Source organism: Enterococcus camelliae (assembly GCF_042685105.1).
GTDB classification, from domain to species: Bacteria; Bacillota; Bacilli; order Lactobacillales; family Enterococcaceae; genus Enterococcus_G; species Enterococcus_G camelliae.
In genome coordinates, this window is sequence record NZ_JBHUMO010000071.1 from 1 (window position 1) to 23,092 (window position 23,092).

A 23,092-nucleotide genomic window follows, 5' to 3' on the forward strand; every position below is an offset into this window, starting at 1 on the left:
CGGTATCCCGTATCTCAGGCAAGAAGAAACTACATTTGGGTCAAAGGGTTTTAAGTCCGTAAGGACTCAGAACCCCGCAACTTAAGTCGTGGGAGGTTCAGAATTTTCTTTATTCTTTCGGGGGCGTTTTAGGCGCAATTAGTTTAGCCTTTAATATTTATGGTGCAAAAGCGTTGGGAGAAAAGGACCAACAAAAACTTGGTAGTTATATCGCCTCAATTTTCTACTTAAGTATCACTATTGGTGCCTTCTTCATGCTAGTTCTCCTTTTCTTCGGTCGACCAATAATAAAAGGTATTTATGGGTTCCATGGTGAGACACTAGTCATTGCTACCACCTATACATTCATCATGTCACCTTATATTTTGGTCACTTTATTAATTTTTGTTTTTACCAATCTGCTGAAAATTGAAAAGAAAACAAACAAAATATTTTCTATCTCAGTCTTTTGTGCACTCCTCCAAGCATCTCTAAGTTACGTCTTGATCAATGGCAAGGGACCGATTCCACCCATGGGTGTCCTTGGCAGTGGCATTGCTAGTATGCTTTCATTAATTGTGATGGTTCTTCTTTATTTGTTACTTTTGAAAAATTTAGTGTGGCGTAGCCTAAAGTATCGACCAACTAAGCTGAAATTTTTATTCATAAAATCCATTCCTTTGATGTTGCAAGAGTGCTTTGAAGGGGTCATTTTTATCATTGCTTTTGAAGGTGTCGTTACTCATTTAGGACTAACAATTTCAGCAACATATGCCATCATCAATCAAGGTTTGATGATGGCCAAATTGCCTACGTTAATGTATGGGAATGCAGTAACGGTTTTTGCAAGTCAATCAAATGGCGAAAAGAATGATCAGGATATCCTTCGAGTCGGTCAAATCACATTTCTTTCCTCACTGCTCGCGTATGGCGGAATTACAGTGTCAATTTGGATCTGTAGAGACTCCTTTTTTCACTTATTTACGAATGACCAAGCTATTTTTCAGCTAATGCCAAGTATGTTACCACTCATGTTTTTAGTGATGGCAGTGACTCCTTTGTATGAGATAGCAAAGGACCTTTTGCAAAGTTTGGAATTAAGTTCGCTTGTCCTCGGACTAACCGCTAGTTGCAATATGATGATTATGTTTGTTATTTTCGTATTATGGCAATTGGATGTGTTATCTTTTCCGCTATTATATGGTATGTATGGGCTTAATTTTTTCATTTTGGGTCTATTCTTCACGTGGGTGTTTAGGGGACACATGAAAAATTCAAAAGTGACCAAGTAGTCAGAACGAAGTCATAATTTTGTGTGAAAAATTTTCGTTAATAAAAGAGAGCATGTTCTTTAGTGAAATTCAAGTTTTTTCCCAATTGAAAAAAATCGGGAAGTGCAGACAAATGATTGGTTTTCAGATAAGAATAGTTTGTATTCAAGGAGTCTAAATTAGTTTGTACTGATTTTTTGTGGTCAATGGGTCAAAAGAAGTAGAGCGAAGAGGTCGCCTTCAATTTAAGGAGGCCTTTTTCGCTTTTTTTTAGAAGCTAGATGATTTCTTCCTTTGATTGGACAGTGAATCTACTTTTTCATCGAATGGAGTTTCATTGCGAACAACTTTGGTTCTTAAATGTGATCAATTTCCACTTTTTTTTATTTCCATCTTTACTAGCGATAAAATTATCGCTATAATGCGAACAATATACTTTTTCAGGAGGCTCGCATGATATCTTATCAATCGCTTAAACAATTCCCTAAAGCAGAATTACATTGTCATTTGGATGGTTCTATTCGACCAGAAACGTTGCAAGCCATTGCGCAAAAGCAACAGCTGCCTATTTCTTCAGATACGGAGGTCGTCCGTCAAAAAATGCAAGCACCCAAAAACTGTCATAATTTAGAAGAATATCTACATTGTTTTGATTTTGTCTTGCCCTATTTGCAAACAAACGAAGCGTTACAGATGGCAGCCTTTGATGTCATGGAACAAGCAGCCCTAGATGGTGTTCGTTACATTGAAATTCGATTTGCACCAAGTCTTTCGATGCAGCAAGGATTGACCGTGGCAGAAACAATTCAGGCAGTCGCCCAAGGAATTGCTTTGGCAGAAACCCAATATTCTATCTATGGCACGGTTTTGATTATTGGTATGAGACAAGAAGATAGCGCAGCGATTGCTCAGGTATTCCGTGAGAGCCTTGCTATTCAAGAACCGAAAGTAGTGGGATTGGATTTAGCAGGTCCTGAAGAAGATGGTTATTTAGAACAAATGAGAGAAGAGCTTCTTGTTCAAATCGAAGACAAAACGATTCCTTTTACCTTGCACGCTGGCGAATGTGGTTGTGTGGCTAATATCTACCAAGCAATCGCATTTGGCACAAAGCGGATTGGTCATGGCATTGCTCTAAAAGGAGACGATGAAGCCCAGCGCGTATGTGCGGACCGGGCTATTTGTATTGAAGGGTGCCCAACGAGTAACATTCAGACAAAGGCGATAATGGACTATCAAGATTATCCAATTAGGGAGTGGTTGAAACAAGGGATGATTGTCTGTCTAAATACAGACAATCGAACGGTATCACATACCACATTAACCAATGAGTATTGGCAGATTTACCAAGCCCATCATTTGACTTGGTCAGAAGTTATCCAAATGAATCAAAATGCAATGCACTATTCTTTTGCACCACGAGAGGTTAAAGAAAAAATTCTGAAGGAAATGGCAAGCATGGAATACGAGAAATGAACTTGTGAAATGAAAAGGCTGTAAACTTGATGAAATTTTCAAGCTATGATACAATGGCTTATGTGCCGAAAGATGAAGTATTCATTTAGAAACGGATTGACCCTTTTCAATAAGGAACTAATAGATAGCTAGTAGAAAAAAACTTCTACTGTATATTCAAAGCTAGGCTGAGACGAAAGGCTGTACAATTTTGTCCTAGCCTTTTCTAATGCCTTCAAGGGGTGGTTTTTCGGTGTGAATCTGCCATGATGGGACAATGGTGGAAGAAAGCTACGAACACCTCAACGACTGAATAAATGCCCGCTGAAATAAAGAGCAGAGGGACCATACAGGAGAGCTGTATGAGGAAATAATAGGAGGATTCATTTGAAATTTAAAGAACTAGAACTTTCACCAGAATTGTTAAAGGCGGTTGAACGCTCAGGATTTGAGGAAGCAACGCCAATTCAAGCTGAAACAATTCCTCTTGCATTAGCAGGAAGAGATGTCATCGGTCAAGCTCAAACCGGTACCGGTAAGACGGCGGCGTTTGGCTTACCAATGTTAGAAAAAATTGACACAAGCAATTCTCATCTTCAAGGCTTGGTTATTTCACCTACTCGTGAATTAGCTATCCAAACACAAGAAGAATTGTATCGTTTAGGAAAAGACAAAAAAGTTCGTGTAATGGCGGTTTATGGCGGAGCAGACATTAGTCGACAAGTTCGTCAATTAAAAGATCGTCCACACATTGTCGTTGGAACACCAGGACGAATGTTAGACCACATTAATCGTCACACCCTAAAATTAGAAACGGTTGAGACATTAGTATTGGATGAAGCAGATGAAATGTTAAATATGGGCTTCTTAGAAGACATTGAAGCAATCATTTCAAAAGTCCCTGCAACACGTCAAACCTTGCTGTTTTCAGCTACTATGCCTGCCGCTATTAAGAATATTGGCGTGAAGTTTATGCAAAATCCAGAACACGTGAAGATTAAGACCAAAGAAATGACAGCAGATTTAATTGATCAATTTTACGTTCGTTCAAAAGATTATGAAAAGTTTGATATTATGACGCGATTATTGGACGTGCAATCGCCAGAGTTGACCATTGTATTTGGGCGTACAAAACGTCGGGTAGACGAATTGGCTCGTGGTTTGGAAACACGTGGCTATAAAGCAGAAGGCATCCATGGCGATTTGTCCCAACAAAAACGGATGAGTGTTTTACGTAACTTCAAAAATGGTAATTTGGACATCCTAGTTGCGACAGATGTTGCAGCCAGAGGACTAGATATTTCTGGCGTCACACATGTATACAATTATGATATTCCACAAGATCCAGAAAGCTATGTTCACCGTATTGGACGTACAGGTAGAGCAGGAAAAGGTGGTATGTCTGTTACATTCGTTACACCGAATGAAATGAGTTACCTTCATACCATTGAAAACTTAACGAAAAAACGCATGACACCATTGCGTCCACCAACCGAAAAAGAAGCATTTAAGGGCCAACTTGGTGCTGCTTTGGAAGAAATCGAAAACAAAATGGATGAAAATGGGTTGGATCGTTACTTAACTGCCGCAGATGACTTACTTGAACGCTACTCTGCACAAGATTTGGCCGCTTTGTTGGTGAAAACATTGGCCAAAGACCCAACTGACTTAGTTCCAGTAAAAATTACTCCTGAAAGACCATTACCACAAGGTAAAAAGAATTTTGGTAACCGTGGTGGCGGAAATAGCGGTAATCGTAGAAACAATAATAATAGCCGTCGACGCGACAGCCGAGGTGGTCGCGATAGTCGAGACAATCGCGGCAGTCGTGATGGCGAAAATGGCGGTAGCCGTAATCGCAAACCAGCAAATAATAGCCGGGAAGATGGCTACAAGAAAAGCCGTCGTTCGAAAGATGCCAAACGCAATTTTGTCATCCGTTCTAATCAAGACTAATTAACCTAACCATTGAAGGACACTTTGATAAGAAGTGACTTTCAATGGTTTCTTTTTTTCATTACTGGTTAAGAATTCCCGTAAAGAAGGAAATTCCTCTGTATTTTCTGACTCTTTTTGGGTAGAATAAGACTAACCAAGGAAAGGGTAGTTGATTATATGATAAAAGGAGTGGGCATTGACGCAGTCGAAAAAGAACGTATCGCTCAGATTGTAAAAGAAAAGCCCCGGTTTGCGGCAAGAATATTAACTTCAAACGAACTGGCTTATTATGAGCAATTGTCGTTTCACCGCCAAGTAGAGTTTTTGGGAGGGAGATTTGCTTGCAAAGAAGCATTTTCAAAGGCTTGGGGCACAGGAATAGGGAAGGTAGGATTTCAAGAAATTGAAGTGTTGACCAATGAATTAGGTGCACCAATTGTCACGAATTCACCTTTTCAATCTGGTTGTGTCCATGTGAGTATTACCCATACGCAAACGACTATTTTTGCCCAAATCATTTTAGAAGAATAGAAAGAAGGTATCGAGTATGGTGAAATCCATATATCGTCCAACTAAAATTACCATTGACACACGGGCTATTCGAAAAAATTTACGTACAGTTAGCCAACGTATTTCCAAAAATCAAGCATTGTTCGCGGTCGTAAAGGCAAATGGTTATGGCCATGGAGCCGTTCAGATAGCAAAAATAGCCGAAGACGAAGGGGTTGACGGCTTTTGTGTTGCGACGATTGATGAAGGCATTGAATTGAGAGAAGCGGGCATTACTTTGCCAATTTTGGTTCTTGGTTTAGTGGAAGTGTCTACTTTGCCAGTCGTCAGCGAATATCAGCTGTCTATTCCAGTCGCAACAACAGAATGGCTAGACTTGGCTATACAGGAATACCAAAGAAATCCTTGGAAGCAACCAGTGGCTGTCCATGTAGCATTGGATACAGGAATGGGAAGGATCGGATTTTTGACGAGTGCCGAACTTCATCATGCTTATCAGCGCTTGCAAGCACCTGCTTTTCTATTTGAAGGGATTTTTACGCATTTTGCAACAGCAGATCAAGCCGATACATCCTATTGGTTGGAGCAGAAAGAAAAATTTTTTGCGATGATTGAAACGTTACCTGAACAACCGCGATATGTTCATGTGACAAATAGTGCAACCCTTATCTGGCATGAACCTTTAGGAAATATGGTTCGTTATGGTGTAGCGATGTATGGATTAAATCCTTCTTCGGATGCGTTAGATCCAGCCTATCCACTAGTGCCAGCCTTATCGTTATCATCCAAACTTATGCAAGTAAAAAAACTACCAGTTGGTTCAGGTGTCGGCTATGGACATACGTATGAAACGACTGCCGATGAATGGATAGGAACGATTCCCATTGGTTATGCAGATGGCTACGTTCGCAAATTACAGGGATTCCATGTATTAATTGAGGGTGAATTTTGTAAAATAGTAGGTCGGGTGTGTATGGATCAATTGATGGTCCGGCTACCACATGAAATGCCAGTAGGAACGCGTGTTACGTTGGTCGGAGTTGACGGTCAAAATCAAATTACACTCCAAGACATGGCAAGTTATATTGGTACAATTCATTATGAAGTAGCCTGTTTATTTTCAGAGCGTGTACCAAGAGTGTATGAGTAAAAAATAGGGGGAAACTTATGATAAGACGGGGAGATGTTTATTTTGCTGACTTATCTCCAGTTGTTGGTTCAGAACAAGGGGGGATTCGACCGGTCTTGATAGTACAGAACAATTTAGGGAATCATTTCAGTCCAACCGTGATTGTTGTAGCGATTACGGCTAAGATATCCAAGCCTAAATTGCCTACTCATATCCCAATTCCTGCCTCTAAATTGGGGTTGGAGCGGGATTCGGTAATATTGACAGAACAAATTCGAACAATTGATAAATCAAGATTGAAAGACAAAATCTATCGAATTGATGAAGAGAAAATGATGGAAGTGGAGCAAGCCATTAAAGTCAGTGTGGGGATTGACATTAAAGTATCAGAAAATGGATTATTGCCAAAATGAATCAACAATTTAGTTACTGGCTGCTCACCGGTATTGCCTGTTTGTTTGTTTTTTTTCTCTTAAAAAAATATTGGCAACTCAAGAAAAAACGGCAAGAAACAGTGATCGGGTACTGTTTGCTTGTACGTGTGTATAAAAAAGAAGATGGAAAAGGAAATAGTTTGTATTTTGGTGTATTTCAACAGACAAATCAAGAATGGGATTTGGCACTAAGTTTTCAACAGTATGCGCAAATGAAGCCTCCTCAACGCGGGTATTTAATTTGCAAGGAAACAAAGGTGCAATCATTTTCTGAATCGGAGGGATAGCAGATGAAAAAAATTGGATTTATTGGTGCCGGTAATATGGCGCAGGCAATGATTCAAGGAATTCTCAATGCACAGTTGTGTAAACCAGAAGAACTTTATGTCTATAATCATCGGTACGCACCAACGCTAGAAAAAGTTGTTCATACCTATCAGGTAACACCACAGTTGGACATCGAAACCTTTTTAAAAAAGGTAGAGATCATCATTTTAGCGGTGAAACCACCCATTGTTCCGCAAATCATTCAAAAAATGCAACCTTATCTGACCCAATCCCAACTCATTGTGTCCATCGCAGCAGGCGTGACTATTGCGCAAATCCAAGCAGTGATTGAAAATCCAGTCATTCGAGTCATGCCAAATACACCTGCCATGGTCGGAGAAGGGATGAGTAGCATTTCCCCTTCAGTCGAAGTGACCGCAGAGGATTTACAGGAAGTTGCGACTATTTTAGATAGTTTTGGCAAATCAGAAGTCGTACCCGAATCATTGATGAATGCGGTCGTGGGAGTTAGTGGTTCAGCACCAGCTTATGTTTTTTTATTTATCGAAGCCTTAGCAGATGGTGCAGTTGCCGAAGGGATGCCCCGTAAACAAGCCTATGAATTTGCTGCACAAACAGTGCTAGGCTCTGCTAAAATGGTATTGGAGACGGGCAAACATCCAGGTGAACTGAAAGATATGGTCTGCTCTCCTGGTGGTACGACCATTGCTGCTGTCCAAGCCCTAGAAGAAAGTCAATTTCGAGCAGCCGCTATTCGTGCCGTTCGAACCGCTGCCCAAAAAAATTCAGATATGTCCTAATAAACCAATGCAAAGTCTTTTATAGAGAAAAAATCATCCAATGAAAAGAAGACTTGCTACTAATTGTCACGAAACATCTGTTTTTACGATAAATTAGTAACAAGAAACATTCTGACTCATTGGATAGTTTTTTATCCAAAAGGTGAAGAGTAAAAGCAATGTAGAGACTAACGAATATGAATGAAACAACTGAGTTTAAAAGAAGGTGAATGAATGGAAAAATTAACAAATATTTTGTACTTGTATAAGCTTGACTGGCAACGAATTTACAAAATTCCGCTCGCAACGTTTTTAATTGTCGCTTTGATGATTTTGCCGTCGCTTTATGCATGGTTTAATATCAAGGCACTATGGGATCCCTATGGAAATACTGGAGCCATTCCAATTGCTATCTATAGTGATGATGTTGGTGCCACTTTAAAAGGGAAAAACATTGAGGTCGGCGAGGATGTTTTGGCAAAATTAAAGAAAAATGACCAATTAGGTTGGCGCTTTGTTGATTCAAAGAAGGATGTAACTGAGGGCGTGAAGTCAGGTAAATATTATGCCGGCATCTATATTCCCAAAGAATTTTCGGAGGACTTAATCAGTTTTACGAAAGGGGAAATCAAAAAGCCTCAAATTGATTATTACTTCAATGAGAAAATCAATGCCATTGCACCTAAAATCACCGATAAAGGAGCGCAAAGCCTCAAGGAGCAAGTCAGTGAAAATTTCATTAGTGCTGCAACCACCACCCTTTTTAGTGCATTAAAGGAGGTAGGATATGATATTGAAACAAACCTTGTTTCCATCAATAAAGTAAAGAATCTTATTTTAACAGCAGATGAACACACAGCAGAAATCAATGGCTATGTAAAACAAGTGGTCGAGTTACATGATAAGTTACCTGAAATGAAGGAAAAATTAGCTAAAGCCAATGAGTTTAGTAGTTATTTACCAGAGGTCGATGCCTTAGGAGCAAAAATTGTTACACTTAATGATAAAATGCCGGCATTAAAACAAGAAGCCTCTGTTATTTTAACATTGCAGAAGAAAATTCCAGAACTTCAAGCAGCAGGAAATCAATTGGCTGAAATAAATGATGATTTCGACTCCGTTGAGCAAACCATGAACCAAGGTGTCGCAGAGGCCAAAGAAGGTCTAGCTGTTATTGAAAAAGTACAAACACTTTGGCCAGAAATTGTGAAATTAGGGGACCAAGCCTCCAGTACAACTGTAGCAGTGCAGGACTTTGCTGAAAACCTACATGACGCATTGCCAGCGATTACTGCCTCAGTTGATACAACTTTGGATGCTATTTTGCAAGGAACAAGCGACGTTCAAACGATTACGGGCGAACTTCAAGCACTCCTGGCGGAAAATGAGCTGACCGATGAGCAAAAGAAACACGTAATAGAATTGTTGAATGTTTTAGCTGCTCGTTTTAATAGACAAGCGACCTTGATTCAGACTGTGATTGCTTTATTAGAAAATTCGCAGCAAGCAACAGGTACGAATGAGTTTGATGGCGTTATTCAAAAGCTGAAAAATGCAGAGCAAGTGGCAACCGATATGGCAACAAAACTGACCACTCTGGCAGGGCAAGCTGAAAAAGGCGATTTTGATCAAGTAAAAGATCAGCTAGATGAACTACTTGTGTTGGTCAATCAAGCAGCAGGACAAATACAAACGACGATTCGAGAGGTACAAGCGCTGAATATTGGGAAAACAATCACCTCAATCGTGAACGAATTGATTGACACACTTAACACAGCTTCTACGTTGATGAAACAAATTGATTACACCGCCTTGGAAAACTTGCTTGATGCGACACATGACACGGTTAAAAATGCGATTGGAACATTGGAAAAATATCAAGCGCAACTACCAGCAATTCGTCAGGAACTGTCCGATGCCAATGCACTTTTAAATGGTCATATGGAGCAAATCATTGCGGCAATTAATAAAGGTGTTGATTTGTATCAAAATGAGTTGCCAATCGTTACTGAAAAATTACAGCTAGCAGCAAACTTCATGAAAAGTGATTGGCCTTCTGTGCGTAGTGATTTGACGTCAACGCTGACATTGATGAATGAGAAATTCCCCGATGTTGAGAAAGCATTGAATCTAGCAAATGATCTAATCAAAAATGATTGGCCCGCCATTCAAGCGGGGATTCATAAGGCGGCAGATGCCATTCGAAAAGGGGAAGAAACCATTGATTTAGGACAATTGATTCAATTGATGAAGCAAGATATTCAAAAAGAAAGTGATTTCTTTACGAACCCAATTGATCTGAAAACAACCACAATGTTCCCGATTGCTAACAATGGTTCTGCTAGTACCCCATTCTACACGGCACTTTGTCTGTGGGTAGGTGCGTTGCTCTTTTCAAGTGTAGCCACCACTGGGTATTATTTGAATGAAAAGCAAAAACACCTGTATACGAAACGTGAGACATTCGTTGCCCGAATGCTAACATTCTTGACAATGGCAGTCGCCCAAGCGCTGATTGTCACGCTAGGAAACTATTTCTTACTTGGCGTTGATGTTCGTCAACCTGTTTGGAGCGTGGTGTTTGCTGTTTTGGTTGCTTTAAGCTTTATGATGATTATCTATGTTCTCGTCGCGATGTTTGGCAATATCGGGAAGGGGATTGGGATTATTCTGTTGGTGCTGTCTATCTCGGGTGGCGGAGGAAACTATCCAATTCAAGTATCTGGAAAATTTTTCCAAATGATTAACCCACTGTTGCCATTTACCTATGCAGTAAACTTATTAAGAGAATCAGCGGGTGGAATTTATTGGGCCAATGCATGGAAAGATTTGTTCTTTTTGATCTGTATGTTTATCGGCTTTGCCGCAATCGGTATTTATCTATTTCCTAAAGTGACTGATTTGCAAAAGCGTACTAGTGACCGTGCGAAGCAAAGTCATCTGTTTCACTAAACAATGAAAAGATAATGATTTTTCTGATTCAGTAGAGAGTATTTGAGAAATGCAACGAAAAAAGAAGAAGAAAATTAAATGGTGTCCATGTCAAGGACACAATAGAAAAAGCGATTAAGTAACTGGAAGATGATTCCTGTATTGAACAGGGGTCATCTTTTGATTTTTTCTTATTTTTTATTAATGAGCCGCATAAAGGAATTATTTTCATTTCCTTCTTTCATTTTTAATTCATTCTTGTTTGGGGATGCGACTGTTTTTCTGGACTCTTTAACAAGTATATCCGTACTTTTTACGATACTTAGGAGGATTCAATCCTCCTAAAAATTATTATATCGAATGATTTAGATTGTTTATCAACCCCGTACACATGATGTAAAGTTGAAGCGATACATGCGGTGATATGAGTAGACGAATAATCAATTTAGGGTATTCTTCTACTCGATTCTGACAAAACATGATAAGATAGAATGGCAATTGTAGAAAAGAGAGTGAAAAAAATGTTAACAACAGAAGATTTTGATTTTGATTTACCAGAAGAACTAATTGCTCAAACACCGCTTACTGATCGTGCAAGTTCCCGCTTGTTAGTTTTAGATCGAGAAACAGGTGAAATGGCTGACAAACACTTTTATGAAATTATTGATGAACTCAATCCGGGTGATGCACTTGTTATGAATAATACGCGGGTTCTTCCAGCTCGTTTATACGGCGTGAAGGAGGAAACCGGTGCACATTTAGAGATACTGCTCTTAAATAATATCCATGGTGATACTTGGGAAACCTTAATTAAGCCAGCCAAGCGTGCAAGAGTTGGTACAGAAATTACCTTTGGCGATGGGCGTCTAAAAGCAGTCGTAGAAGAAGAACTGGATCATGGGGGTCGGATGATCCGGTTTGTGTACGATGGCATCTTTTTAGAAATTTTGGAATCACTTGGAGAAATGCCTCTGCCTCCGTATATCAAAGAACGTTTGGAAGATCCAGAGCGGTATCAAACCGTGTATGCAAAAGAAAATGGTTCCGCTGCTGCGCCAACTGCAGGTTTGCATTTCACCAAAGAATTGCTAGAACAAATCAAGGCCAAAGGGGTTCATTTAGTATACTTAACCTTGCATGTCGGCTTAGGAACATTTCGTCCAGTTAGTGTCGAAAATATTGCAGATCACGAAATGCATAGTGAATTCTATCGTCTTACCGAAGAAGCCGCTCAAGAATTAAACGATGTTCGACAGGCAGGAGGGAAAATTGTAGCTGTGGGTACGACTTCCATTCGGACCTTGGAAACCATCGGTACGAAATTTGATGGGGCAATTCAAGCAGATAGTGGTTGGACGAATATTTTCATCAAACCAGGCTATCAATTTAAAATTGTCGATGCTTTCTCAACAAATTTCCATTTGCCAAAATCAACATTGGTCATGTTGGTGAGTGCCTTTGCAAGTAGAGAACTTGTTTTGGAAGCGTATCAACATGCCATCGATGAGAAGTATCGTTTCTTTAGCTTTGGCGATGCCATGTTTGTAAAATAAACAGTACCGTGCATCTCGACATATTTTTTCGAGGTGGGCGGTATTTTCGTAATGAAAGAAAAAAAATCACCATTTTATAAAAAAACGTAAACATTTCGCTTTACGTAACAGTATGATTTGAATCCGATGAAACATTCATGCTATAGTTAAATTGTACGTCAATCGAATAGGAGGAATGGAATGGAAGCATACAAGAAAGATTACAGACAACTCGCCAAAGATCAGCAGACATCGATGGAGAATGGGTTGACATCACAAGAGGTGAAGCAACGTTTGCAAAAAAATGGACGCAATCAATTTGAACAAGCGCCCAGTGAATCATTAGTAAGTAAGATTTTTCATAGTTTAGCGGATTTTACCACGATTATTTTATTAGTGGCCGCCGCAATTTCTTTTTATACAGCGGTATCGACGGAACACGGGGATTTATTTGAAGGCTTGTTAATTATCGCCATTGTCGTGATTAATTCTGTCCTAGCGATTGTTCAAGAAGGAAATGCAGAGAAAGCACTCGCGGCCTTGCAAGATATGAATAAGCAAGTCACGTCTGTTTTAAGGGATGGTCACGTCATTGAGATCGATGCAGAAGAAGTCGTCGTTGGGGATATACTTGTTCTGGAAAATGGATCAATGATTGTCGCTGATGCTCGGTTAACTCAAACTTCCCAACTGCGTGTTGAAGAGTCTGCGTTAACCGGGGAAAGCGAACCTGTTGAAAAAAATGCCGACTTTATTACGACGGAAGATGAGAATCTAGGCGATCAGCTGAATATGGTGTTTAAAGGGTGTACGGTCGTTAATGGCCGAGGACGAGCCATTGTGACAGCGACGGGCATGCAGACGGAGATGGGAAAAGTAGCAAGTTTATTAAATGATACGAAACAAACGGCTACACCTTTGCAAAAAAGATTAAATCAATTAGGGAAACGGATTAGTTTTGTGGCGATTGGTGCTGCTGCCATTGTCTTTTTGATTGGTTATTTACAAGAAGAACCAGTCTTAGAATTATTTATGACTGCTGTATCATTAGCAGTAGCCGCAGTTCCGGAAACGTTAATGGTAATTGTTACTTTAGCATTGGCATTTGGTGTCCAAAAAATGGCCAAAAAGCATGCGATTATTCGCCGTTTACCAGCTGTAGAAACACTTGGTTCAGCGAGTGTTATCTGTTCGGATAAAACAGGTACTTTAACGCAAAACAAAATGACTGTCCGTCGTATTTGGCGCCATGGTGATGAAGTCGTTGACGCGGAAGATGCGATGACGGAAGAAGCCATCGAAGTCTTAAAGCTCGCCTCATTATGTACGGATGTCATTATCGAACCAGGCGATGAAAAAAGCTACAAGGGGAACCCGACTGAGGTAGCCATCGTTCGTTCATTAGAAGAAAATTACCATACTAAAAAAGAATTGGATGAATCCTATGTCCGAATCGGAGAGCTCCCGTTTGATTCAGAGCGGAAAATGATGACAACTATTCACAAACATGGTAAGAAGTATCTATCTGTGACCAAAGGTGCCTTTGATGTCTTGCTGCCACGCTTCCGCTATGGTGATGTGGAGCAAGCCGCTGTTGTCAATGATCGCTTTGGGAAAAAAGCCTTACGCGTTATTGCAGTCGGCTTCCGGACATTTGATGAAGAGCCGACTGAGTTGACATCAGCGTTTCTTGAAAAAGATCTCCATCTTTTAGGATTGATAGGGATGATTGATCCGCCACGTCCTGAAAGTAAAGGAGCGATTGCACGTGCCAAACGTGCGGGGGTTAAGACGGTCATGATTACCGGTGATCACGTCGTAACAGCAAGTGCGATTGCCAAAGAGCTAGGTATTTTATCAAAGGCTAGTGAAGCAATGACCGGCGCTCAGTTACGTGAATTGTCTGAAAAAGAATTAGACGCAAAAGTCAAACAACTGTCTGTCTATGCTCGTGTGACCCCTGAAGACAAAATCCGCATTGTTAAAGCATGGCAACGAACAGGAGCGACAGTCGCCATGACTGGTGACGGAGTGAATGATGCACCTGCACTCAAAGCAAGTGACGTTGGCTGTGCGATGGGGATTACAGGGACCGATGTGGCCAAAGGTGCAGCGGATATAGTCTTAACCGATGATAATTTTGCTACAATTGTCGATGCCATTGCACAAGGACGAACCGTCTATCAAAATATTCGTAAAGCTGTCAATTTCCTTTTGAGTTGTAATATTTCTGAAATCTTCATTGTGTTAATCGCTATGTTAGTCGGTTGGGGCGCACCATTTACGGCTGTTCAATTATTATTTGTGAACGTGGTGGCAGATGGCTTACCAGGTTTTGCCTTAGGGAAAGAACCGGCTGAAAAAGGCATCATGCATGAAGCTCCGATTGCGCCAAGTGAAAGTATTTTTTCACGTGGTTTATGGCAAAAAATTGGTGTGAATGCGTCAATCTTTACGGTCGTTACCCTGATTGGTTATTACTTAGGTACATTTGTAAACTCGATTAGTCCATGGGTACAAGCAAGCCCTGAAGTAGGTCAGACTGTCGCCTTTTTAGTATTGGCATACTCTTCAATTATCCATGTCTTTAATGTTCGTAGTGATCGTTCAATTTTTAAAGTAAAACTTGAATCAAATAAATCACTATTTGAAATGGCTATTTTAGCTATTGTCATTACGACTGTTATTGCGATTCTACCGATTACTCAAGAATTATTTAGTTTGGTACGAATTAGCTTTAATCACTGGTTACTGGCGATTGTATTATCTATTATTCCAGTTGCTATTAATGAGCTAATTAAGTTCCATCGTTTACCAGACGAAGAAGAATAAAAAAACAAGCTTGCTTTGTGCAAGCTTGTTTTTTGACCATCATTAGAAGGTCAAAGCGTTTCTTTTGGTAAGTTGTCATAGAAAGCTGCATGACTGGCCGCAATATATGGTGTTAGCCATAAATAACCAATACCAGCTGTTAAGATACACAAAATATGCCAACCGATAAAACTTAAATCAAGTAAAAATAATTGCATTTTGTGTCCATTCATTAGACGACGACTCGCCGTAATGCTATCCAGATAACCTAATTGTTCCCCTGTATGGTGATAGGTGTCATAGTAAATAGTGTAAGATTGTGAATACGAGTATCCTTTAATGATTCCAGGAATGACAAATAGAAGCGTCCATAGAGATTGAAAAATGGTTATTAAAACACAAATGACAATGATAGACAATAAAAAAGGTGATTTAAATGCTCGAAAAGCATCAGTTAAAGGGGAGATTTGTTGTTTTTCTCCTCTTAATACATCAAGAAACGTCCAAGTTACAGCGGTGGTGAAGAGTGTCCCGATAATATTTGCTCCTAATGAGACAATATAATTCGGATCGGAATCTGTTGAATTTATCCCATTCATAACAGTCGTAGCAGCATCTTGCGAAAACAGAGATAGGGATAGAATGATTGGAATACCAACGACAAGAAAAATTCCAATAAATAATAACGTAGGTAAAATATTCAAAAGAATCGCATTTCCCCATCTTCCTGCTAACAATTCCTTGGCTTGTTCTTTAATTTCACGATTTGATTTCATAATTATCCTCCTAATATAGTAATTATTATAACAAATTCATCAACGAAAACAACTTACAAAGTTGTTTGGAAGAAGTGTGACTTGCAAAAGGTTGTTAGAAAACGTATGATGAAGAGTACACGTAAAAAGAATAGAAAGTAGGGAAATGAATGTCGCAACCAGCCATTCGTTATCGATTAATCAAAAAAGAGAAACATACCGGTGCTCGTCTAGGTGAACTAATTACACCGCATGGAACATTCCCAACACCGATGTTTATGCCAGTAGGAACGCTTGCCACAGTCAAAACGATGTCGCCAGAAGAGTTAAAGCAGATGGGGGCAGGAGTGATTTTGAGTAATACCTATCACTTATGGTTACGACCCGGTGAAGATATCGTGGAAGAAGCAGGGGGATTGCATAAATTCATGAATTGGGATCAACCAATTCTAACAGATTCGGGTGGTTTCCAAGTTTTTTCACTTGCAGATATGCGCAATATCGAAGAAGAAGGGGTTCATTTTAGAAATCATTTAAATGGGTCAAAATTATTTTTATCACCTGAAAAAGCCATCAATATTCAGAATAAATTAGGCTCTGACATCATGATGAGTTTTGATGAATGCCCACCGTATGATGAAAGCCATGATTATGTGAAAAAATCCGTTGAGCGGACCTCTCGCTGGGCAGCACGCGGACTGGAAGCACACTTGCATCCTGATCGTCAAGGGCTGTTTGGTATCGTGCAAGGAGCCGGGTTTGAAGATTTGCGTCGACAAAGTGCCAAAGATTTAGTTAGCATGGATTTTCCCGGTTACTCAATTGGTGGGTTGTCGGTAGGAGAACCAAAAGCTGAAATGAATCGTGTCCTTGAATTTACGACACCGCTCATTCCCGAGAACAAACCGCGCTATTTAATGGGAGTCGGTGCGGCTGATTCATTAATTGATGGTGCAATACGAGGGATTGATATGTTTGACTGCGTGTTACCAACACGAATCGCTCGCAACGGCACATGTATGACATCGAAAGGACGCTTGGTTGTCAAAAATGCACAATATGCGCGTGATTTTCGGCCAATTGATGAACAGTGTGATTGCTATACTTGCAAAAACTATAGCCGCGCCTATGTCCGTCACTTAATCAAATGTGACGAAACATTTGGTATGCGACTTACCTCGTATCACAATCTGTATTTCCTTTTGAATGTAATGCGTCAGGTTCGCCAAGCAATTATGGACGACAATTTACTAGAATTTCGCCAACATTTCTTCGAAGAGTATGGATTTAATAAAGAAAATGCGAAAAACTTCTAAAAAAGCTAGAGTTGCATGAATCGAATGTGATAAAGTAAAGCTATAGAAAAAAATGAGGTGAAAACATGTTACAAATTATTATTATGGTTGTGTTTTTTGCCGGAATGATGTTTTTTTTCCAACGTTCCCAAAAGAAGCAACAACAACAAAGAGAAGATACACTAAACTCAATGCAACCAGGAAGTAAAGTCATTACCATCGGTGGATTACATGGCGTAATCTCTGAAGTAAATGATGACAAAAAAACAGTTACACTGGATTGCGAAGGAATTTATTTAGAATTTGAACGATCAGCGATTCGTACGGTAACCCCACCAACAACAGAAGAACCAGTTGTTGTAGAAGAAGAAACGACAGTCATTGAAGCGACGCCAGAAGAAGCATCACCGGTGGATACGGCCAATACAAAAGAAAATTAGTCCTAGGGGCTAATTTTTTTGTTAAAAAAGAAAGTGAAAAAAATCACATAATTCTATTTACAAAGAATAAAAAATATTGTACACTTTACTTGTGAATAAATTAACAATGTTAAGAAGGATTAGGAGGAACGAGATATGGCGAAAACAAAAGAAGAAAAAGCAACGGGAACCATTGATGTTTCAGTAATGATTGACAAATTAGCAGCACAAGGGAATGAAGCATTGAAAGCAATGGCCGATTTTGATCAAGAAAAAGTTGACCACATTGTGCATGAAATGGCAATGGCTGCCTTAGATAAACACATGTATTTAGCAAAAATGGCTGTAGATGAAACAGGTCGTGGAATCTATGAAGACAAAGCGATAAAAAATATGTATGCCTCAGAATATATCTGGCATTCAATCAAACACGACAAAACCGTGGGTGTCATCAATGAAGACAAACAAAAAGGATTAATTGAAATTGCAGAACCTGTTGGTGTAGTTTGTGGGGTAACACCAACGACGAACCCAACATCGACAACTATTTTTAAAGCAATGATTGCGTTAAAAACGCGTAACCCAATTGTATTTGCTTTCCATCCAAGTGCGCAAAAATGTTCTGCTGAAGCCGCGCGAATTGTTCGAGATGCCGCGATTGCAGCCGGTGCTCCTGAAAACTGTGTTCAATGGATTGAATACCCATCAATTGAAGCAACGCAAGGATTGATGAATCACCCAGGGATTGCTATTGTATTAGCAACCGGTGGCTCAGGTATGGTTAAATCTGCTTATTCAACAGGCAAACCAGCATTAGGCGTAGGACCAGGAAATGTGCCGTCTTATATTGAAAAAACTGCGAAACTAAAACGCGCAGTGAATGACTTAATTGTATCAAAAACGTTTGATAATGGCATGATTTGTGCGTCTGAACAAGCAGTGATTGTCGACAAAGAAGTTTACGCTGCTGTAAAAGCAGAATTCCAAGCACATCAAGTATACTTCGTAAAACCAAATGAATTGCAAAAATTAGAAGATGCTGTCATGAATGAAGGAAAATATGCAGTGAATCCAGCAATTGTTGGTCATTCAGCAGAAGAGATTGCTTCTTTAGCTGGTATCGAAGTACCAAAAGGAACCAAACTATTGATTGCTGAATTAGCAGGCGTAGGACCAGATTATCCACTATCACGTGAAAAATTATCACCAGTATTAGCAATGATCAAAGCTAATTCAACCGAACAAGGTTTTGAATTGTGTGAAGGCATGTTAGATCTTGGTGGATTGGGACATACTGCTGTTATTCATACCGAAGATGAAGCATTACAAGTGAAATTCGGTTTACGAATGAAAGCTTGTCGTATCTTAGTTAATACACCATCAGCTGAAGGTGGAATTGGGAATATCTACAATGAAATGATTCCATCATTAACACTTGGTTGTGGTTCATATGGTAAGAATTCAGTTTCTCGAAATGTGTCTGCAGTGAACTTAATCAATGTCAAAACAGTAGCGAAACGGAGAAATAACATGCAATGGTTTAAACTTCCTTCAAAAATTTACTTTGAAAAAAATTCATTGTTGTACCTTGAAAAAATGGAAAATGTTGAACGTGTCATGATTGTTTGTGACCCAGGTATGGTTCAATTTGGATATGCCGATACTGTTCGTGAAGTATTAGCACGTCGTTCAAATAATGTAAAAATTGAAGTATTCTCAGATGTTGAGCCAAACCCATCAACAAATACAGTTTATGCTGGAACCAAAATGATGGTTGATTTTAAACCAGACACAGTGATTGCACTGGGTGGTGGATCTGCAATGGATGCAGCCAAAGGAATGTGGATGTTTTATGAGCACCCAGACACTTCTTTCTTTGGTGCCAAACAAAAATTCTTGGATATTCGCAAACGGACGTACAAAATTGACAAACCTGAAAAAACACAGTTTGTTTGTATTCCAACAACTTCTGGTACAGGATCTGAAGTAACTCCATTTGCCGTTATCACAGATAGTGAAACACACGTTAAATACCCATTGGCTGACTATGCATTAACACCAGATGTGGCAATTGTCGATCCTCAATTCGTATTGTCTGTACCAGCATCAGTTACAGCAGATACCGGAATGGATGTTTTGACGCATGCGATTGAATCGTATGTATCAGTCATGGCTTCAGACTACACACGTGGGTTGAGCTTACAAGCGATTCGCATTGTATTTGATTACTTAGAAAAATCAACGAAGACACCTGACATGGAATCACGCGAAAAAATGCATAACGCTTCAACAATGGCTGGGATGGCATTTGCCAATGCCTTTCTAGGAATTTCTCACTCAATCGCACACAAGATTGGTGGCGAATATGGCATTCCTCATGGACGTACGAACGCTATCTTGTTACCACATGTTATTCGCTACAATGCGAAGGATCCACAAAAACATGCAATGTTCCCTAAATACGATTACTTCCGTGCAGATACAGACTATGCAGATATTGCAAGATTCCTAGGTTTGAAAGGTAAAACAACTGAAGAACTAGTGGAAGCCTTGGCTCAAGCAGTTTATGACTTAGGTGTAACGGTTGGAATTAACATGAATCTAAAAGCACAAGGCGTAACACAAGAAATTTTAGATAACACTGTTGATCGTATGGCTGAATTAGCATATGAAGACCAATGTACAACTGCTAATCCAAAAGAACCGCTGATTTCTGAATTAAAACAAATTATCTTGGATGCATACGAAGGCTAATTCTCGCTAACTACGAAAGAAACCTAATCCGAACACTGCAGAGACGCTTGTGAATCTAGCTTCTGCAGTGTTTTTTTGATGCCTAGATACGCATAGGGAGCAACCAATTGGATTTTTGCTTAAAAATGAGGATAGACCTTCATTTTCGATTGCGTTATGATACTAAGTAGGAACAGAGAGGAGTGCAATCATGGCAGAAGGATCACCTATTTTGGATAGCTTAGCGATGAACCAGCATTTAAAAAAAATCCAAGAAGGCTATAGTCAAAAGTCGCAATGGATGAAAAATGAACAAATCCAGACATTTGTGTTTGACTTGCGAGATTATATAGAAGCTGTGAACATGCTAGTAGATATTATTCCAAAAGAGCAAGCAGAGCAGTTGAAGAGTAGTGTAGAACCACTCGAAAACACGACAATCAGTTATCTTTTAGCCAATCAAAATAAGTCTTTACGGTTGGTATTGCAACAATTGCAGGAACAAGCAACCGATACTGGAGAAGCACGTCGATTCAGGGCTGGTCTTCAAGGAGTCATCGAATTGAATCAATTAATGCTTCAAGATACAAAGCGTTTTGAACAAGAAATTGCAAATGAATCGCTAAAAAACGAAGAACAACAAGTGGAAAAAAAGCATTTGCTGCAACGAATATTTGGAAAAAAATAGACTGGGTAACTAAAGAAACCGCCACCGAAAAAAATTTTTGGGTGGCGGTTTTTTTCAAAATAGTTGAATGATTTTAATTATTTTTTTTCTTAGATAATGCTTCTTTCAAGGCATGTTTCGGAAGTTTGACCTGAAAGCAAACACCTTTTGGCTGGACGTCTTTAATCAAAATCGTCCCTCTGTGTTCTGTGACAATCTGTTTGGCAATGGCAAGGCCTAACCCATATCCTCCAGTTTCTTTGGATCGCGAGCGATCTTCCCGATAAAAACGATCAAAAATGTGTTTCTTATCGTCATCAGAAATGGATGGGCCAGTATTTTGCACGTCAATTTGCCACTCTTTTGCGTGTAAGGTGCTGATGAGTTTGACAGTATCACCTGAGTTGGTGTATTTCAAGGCGTTATCCAATAAGATCACCATGACTTGATGGATTTTTTTCTCATCGAAAATCCACGTAGCATCGGATGAAACCGTGGATTCATATAAAAATACTTTCTGATCCAACTGGGCCATTTCTTGGAACGGTTTGACTAACTCTTGCAAGAAAGGCTGTATAAAAATCTGCTCTGCATGCAATGTTTGTTGGTTTGAATCATTGCGTGCAATCACCAATAAATCATTCGTCAGACCCGTTAAGCGTCTTGTTTCGGTCAATGCTTGGGCGATACTTTCTGATTCATCAATAATGGTGTGAGTTGGCTTGGTAAACAAATGTTGCAAACTATTCTGGATGATAGTTAAAGGCGTTCGCAACTCATGGGAAGCATTTTCTACAAATTCTTGTTGCTGTTTCCAAGAGGCCAAAATAGGTTTCATGGAAAGGCTAGACAGATAGTAACTAACACCAATTGAGAGAAACCAAAAAAGAACCATGCAAAGAATCAAAATGACTTGAAAGTTTGCCATCGCTGAGCGAATTTGATTGGTATTGGCTAAAACTTGAATGTATGCGACATCTTCGTTGGCAGTACTCGTATTCTTAAGTGTAATGGAATGGAAAGCGGCTGTGTTTTCTGAGGCTGTATCCTGTATTTCGATTGAATCAATGGTATCCAATGAGTTGGGATTTAAGGATAAATTTTGGAACTGCGTGAATCGTCCCCCCAGAGTATCGGTGTTTAAAATTTCTCCCTCTTTTGACCAAAGAATGACTTGAGTATTAAAATTGTTGCTCATTCCACCACGGAAAGGAGTAGCTGCGCCGTTCATCCGATTATTATAGGAAGGATCGTGTTGCTCATAACGCTCTAGTTCCAGTTGAACAATTGGCGAGCGTAAAGTCGTTGCTTTTAAAATGTCATCTGTTTCACGATAGGCAGAAAGATTCAAAACATTGAGGACAATTAAGCCCAGGGCAAAAAAGATGCAGGCGAATGCGAAGACATTCATAAAGAAAAAGCGAATGCGGTGTTTTTTCGATAGCTCTTTATTCATTGGGATTCTCTCCTACCAACATGTAGCCGACATTTCGCAGAGTTTGTAATTCTTTATCGATACCCGTTGGACGTAAATGTTTGCGCAAATTACTAATGTATACTTCGACAACCGTTAAAGTAGTTGAAGAATCAAATCCCCATATCCGATCAAATATTTGTTCTTTGGTTAAAATGACACGTTGGTTTTGAATAAAATAGACAAGTAATTCGAATTCTTTGCCTTGAATTGGCAGAATCTCATCTTGGTAAGTCACTTCTTTGGTATTGAAAGAACAAGTTAGGTTGCCATAGGTTAATGTATTTTCATCGAACAACCCCAAGGATCGGCGGAGCAAAGATTTCACCCGCATAATCAATTCTTCTCGATAGAAGGGTTTGGTTAAATAATCATCGGCACCTTTCTCAAATCCTGTGATTTTGTCTTCTAAACTATCTTTGGCTGTCAATATCAAAACAGGAGTTTGGATGTTTTGTTTGCGGGCTTTTGCAAGAACTTCATAGCCATTCATTTCAGGTAACATTAAGTCCAAAATGACCAAATCATAAATGTTCGATTCTAACTCAAATAGTCCCTCACTACCTGTATGAACTAAAGTTACCTCACCAAGGGATTCAATAATTTCTAGTATATTTTCAGATAAAACAACATCATCTTCTACGACCAATAATTTAATCAATGCCTTCACCTCTCCCGTATTTAGTAAATTG

Annotated in this window: 17 protein-coding genes and 1 pseudogene; 15 read left to right on the forward strand and 3 right to left on the reverse strand. The window is 39.5% G+C overall.

All coding sequences use genetic code 11. The features are described from left to right. Window positions 1-110: 110 nt before the first annotated feature. The 11 genes and pseudogenes from ACFSR0_RS11050 to ACFSR0_RS11100 all read left to right on the forward strand — a co-directional run. Window positions 111-1,271: pseudogene (locus ACFSR0_RS11050) on the forward strand (MATE family efflux transporter); the annotation flags it as partial. A gap of 432 nt (window positions 1,272-1,703) precedes the next feature. Beyond that, complete coding sequence (gene add / locus ACFSR0_RS11055; RefSeq protein WP_379982693.1) at window positions 1,704-2,726, forward strand: adenosine deaminase; 1,023 nt, start codon at window positions 1,704-1,706, stop codon at window positions 2,724-2,726. A gap of 366 nt (window positions 2,727-3,092) precedes the next feature. Further along, a complete protein-coding gene (cshA, locus tag ACFSR0_RS11060; protein WP_379982695.1) occupies window positions 3,093-4,661 on the forward strand; it encodes a degradosome RNA helicase CshA in 1,569 nt (522 codons plus the stop codon). 159 nt (window positions 4,662-4,820) lie between these two features. Beyond that, complete coding sequence (gene acpS, locus ACFSR0_RS11065; protein ID WP_379982697.1) at window positions 4,821-5,174, forward strand: holo-ACP synthase; 354 nt, start codon at window positions 4,821-4,823, stop codon at window positions 5,172-5,174. 16 nt (window positions 5,175-5,190) lie between these two features. Beyond that, the gene (gene alr / locus ACFSR0_RS11070) at window positions 5,191-6,303 is read left to right on the forward strand and encodes an alanine racemase (protein ID WP_379982699.1); all 1,113 of its coding nucleotides are present in this window, start codon (window positions 5,191-5,193) and stop codon (window positions 6,301-6,303) included. A gap of 17 nt (window positions 6,304-6,320) precedes the next feature. Next, window positions 6,321-6,695 (forward strand): type II toxin-antitoxin system PemK/MazF family toxin, encoded by a 375-nt coding sequence (locus ACFSR0_RS11075; protein WP_379982701.1) that lies wholly within the window; start codon window positions 6,321-6,323, stop codon window positions 6,693-6,695. Continuing rightward, a complete protein-coding gene (locus ACFSR0_RS11080; protein ID WP_379982703.1) occupies window positions 6,692-7,003 on the forward strand; it encodes a hypothetical protein in 312 nt (103 codons plus the stop codon). Before ACFSR0_RS11075 ends, ACFSR0_RS11080 begins: the two co-directional genes overlap by 4 nt. A gap of 3 nt (window positions 7,004-7,006) precedes the next feature. Further along, the gene (gene proC / locus ACFSR0_RS11085) at window positions 7,007-7,804 is read left to right on the forward strand and encodes a pyrroline-5-carboxylate reductase (RefSeq protein ID WP_379982705.1); all 798 of its coding nucleotides are present in this window, start codon (window positions 7,007-7,009) and stop codon (window positions 7,802-7,804) included. Window positions 7,805-8,017: 213 nt separating this feature from the next. After that, complete coding sequence (locus ACFSR0_RS11090) at window positions 8,018-10,735, forward strand: YhgE/Pip family protein (protein ID WP_379982707.1); 2,718 nt, start codon at window positions 8,018-8,020, stop codon at window positions 10,733-10,735. Between the two features lie 500 nt (window positions 10,736-11,235). Next, complete coding sequence (gene queA / locus ACFSR0_RS11095) at window positions 11,236-12,267, forward strand: tRNA preQ1(34) S-adenosylmethionine ribosyltransferase-isomerase QueA (protein ID WP_379982709.1); 1,032 nt, start codon at window positions 11,236-11,238, stop codon at window positions 12,265-12,267. 180 nt (window positions 12,268-12,447) lie between these two features. Beyond that, complete coding sequence (locus ACFSR0_RS11100) at window positions 12,448-15,078, forward strand: calcium-translocating P-type ATPase, PMCA-type (RefSeq protein ID WP_379982711.1); 2,631 nt, start codon at window positions 12,448-12,450, stop codon at window positions 15,076-15,078. 50 nt (window positions 15,079-15,128) lie between these two features. Here ACFSR0_RS11100 and ACFSR0_RS11105 read toward each other — a convergent pair whose 3' ends face one another. Then, window positions 15,129-15,833 (reverse strand): DUF975 family protein, encoded by a 705-nt coding sequence (locus tag ACFSR0_RS11105; RefSeq protein WP_379982713.1) that lies wholly within the window; start codon window positions 15,831-15,833, stop codon window positions 15,129-15,131. 149 nt (window positions 15,834-15,982) lie between these two features. Here ACFSR0_RS11105 and tgt point away from each other — a divergent pair, with 149 nt between their 5' ends. The 4 genes from tgt (at window position 15,983) to ACFSR0_RS11125 (ending at window position 20,947) form a co-directional block, all read left to right on the forward strand. Continuing rightward, window positions 15,983-17,128 (forward strand): tRNA guanosine(34) transglycosylase Tgt, encoded by a 1,146-nt coding sequence (tgt, locus tag ACFSR0_RS11110; RefSeq protein WP_379982715.1) that lies wholly within the window; start codon window positions 15,983-15,985, stop codon window positions 17,126-17,128. 65 nt (window positions 17,129-17,193) lie between these two features. Beyond that, complete coding sequence (gene yajC, locus ACFSR0_RS11115) at window positions 17,194-17,547, forward strand: preprotein translocase subunit YajC (protein WP_379982717.1); 354 nt, start codon at window positions 17,194-17,196, stop codon at window positions 17,545-17,547. A 135-nt stretch (window positions 17,548-17,682) separates the two neighbouring features. Then, entirely contained in the window at window positions 17,683-20,280 is a 2,598-nt protein-coding gene (gene adhE, locus ACFSR0_RS11120; RefSeq protein ID WP_379982719.1) for a bifunctional acetaldehyde-CoA/alcohol dehydrogenase, read from the forward strand. A gap of 190 nt (window positions 20,281-20,470) precedes the next feature. Beyond that, the gene (locus ACFSR0_RS11125) at window positions 20,471-20,947 is read left to right on the forward strand and encodes a hypothetical protein (RefSeq protein WP_379982721.1); all 477 of its coding nucleotides are present in this window, start codon (window positions 20,471-20,473) and stop codon (window positions 20,945-20,947) included. 73 nt (window positions 20,948-21,020) lie between these two features. Here the strand turns inward: ACFSR0_RS11125 and ACFSR0_RS11130 are convergent, their stop codons facing one another. Both ACFSR0_RS11130 and ACFSR0_RS11135 read right to left on the reverse strand, forming a co-directional pair. Beyond that, entirely contained in the window at window positions 21,021-22,382 is a 1,362-nt protein-coding gene (locus ACFSR0_RS11130) for a sensor histidine kinase (protein ID WP_379982723.1), read from the reverse strand. Then, window positions 22,375-23,061, reverse strand: a complete 687-nt coding sequence (locus ACFSR0_RS11135; RefSeq protein ID WP_379982725.1) for a response regulator transcription factor — start codon at window positions 23,059-23,061, stop codon at window positions 22,375-22,377. Before ACFSR0_RS11135 ends, ACFSR0_RS11130 begins: the two co-directional genes overlap by 8 nt. Window positions 23,062-23,092: the final 31 nt, after the last annotated feature.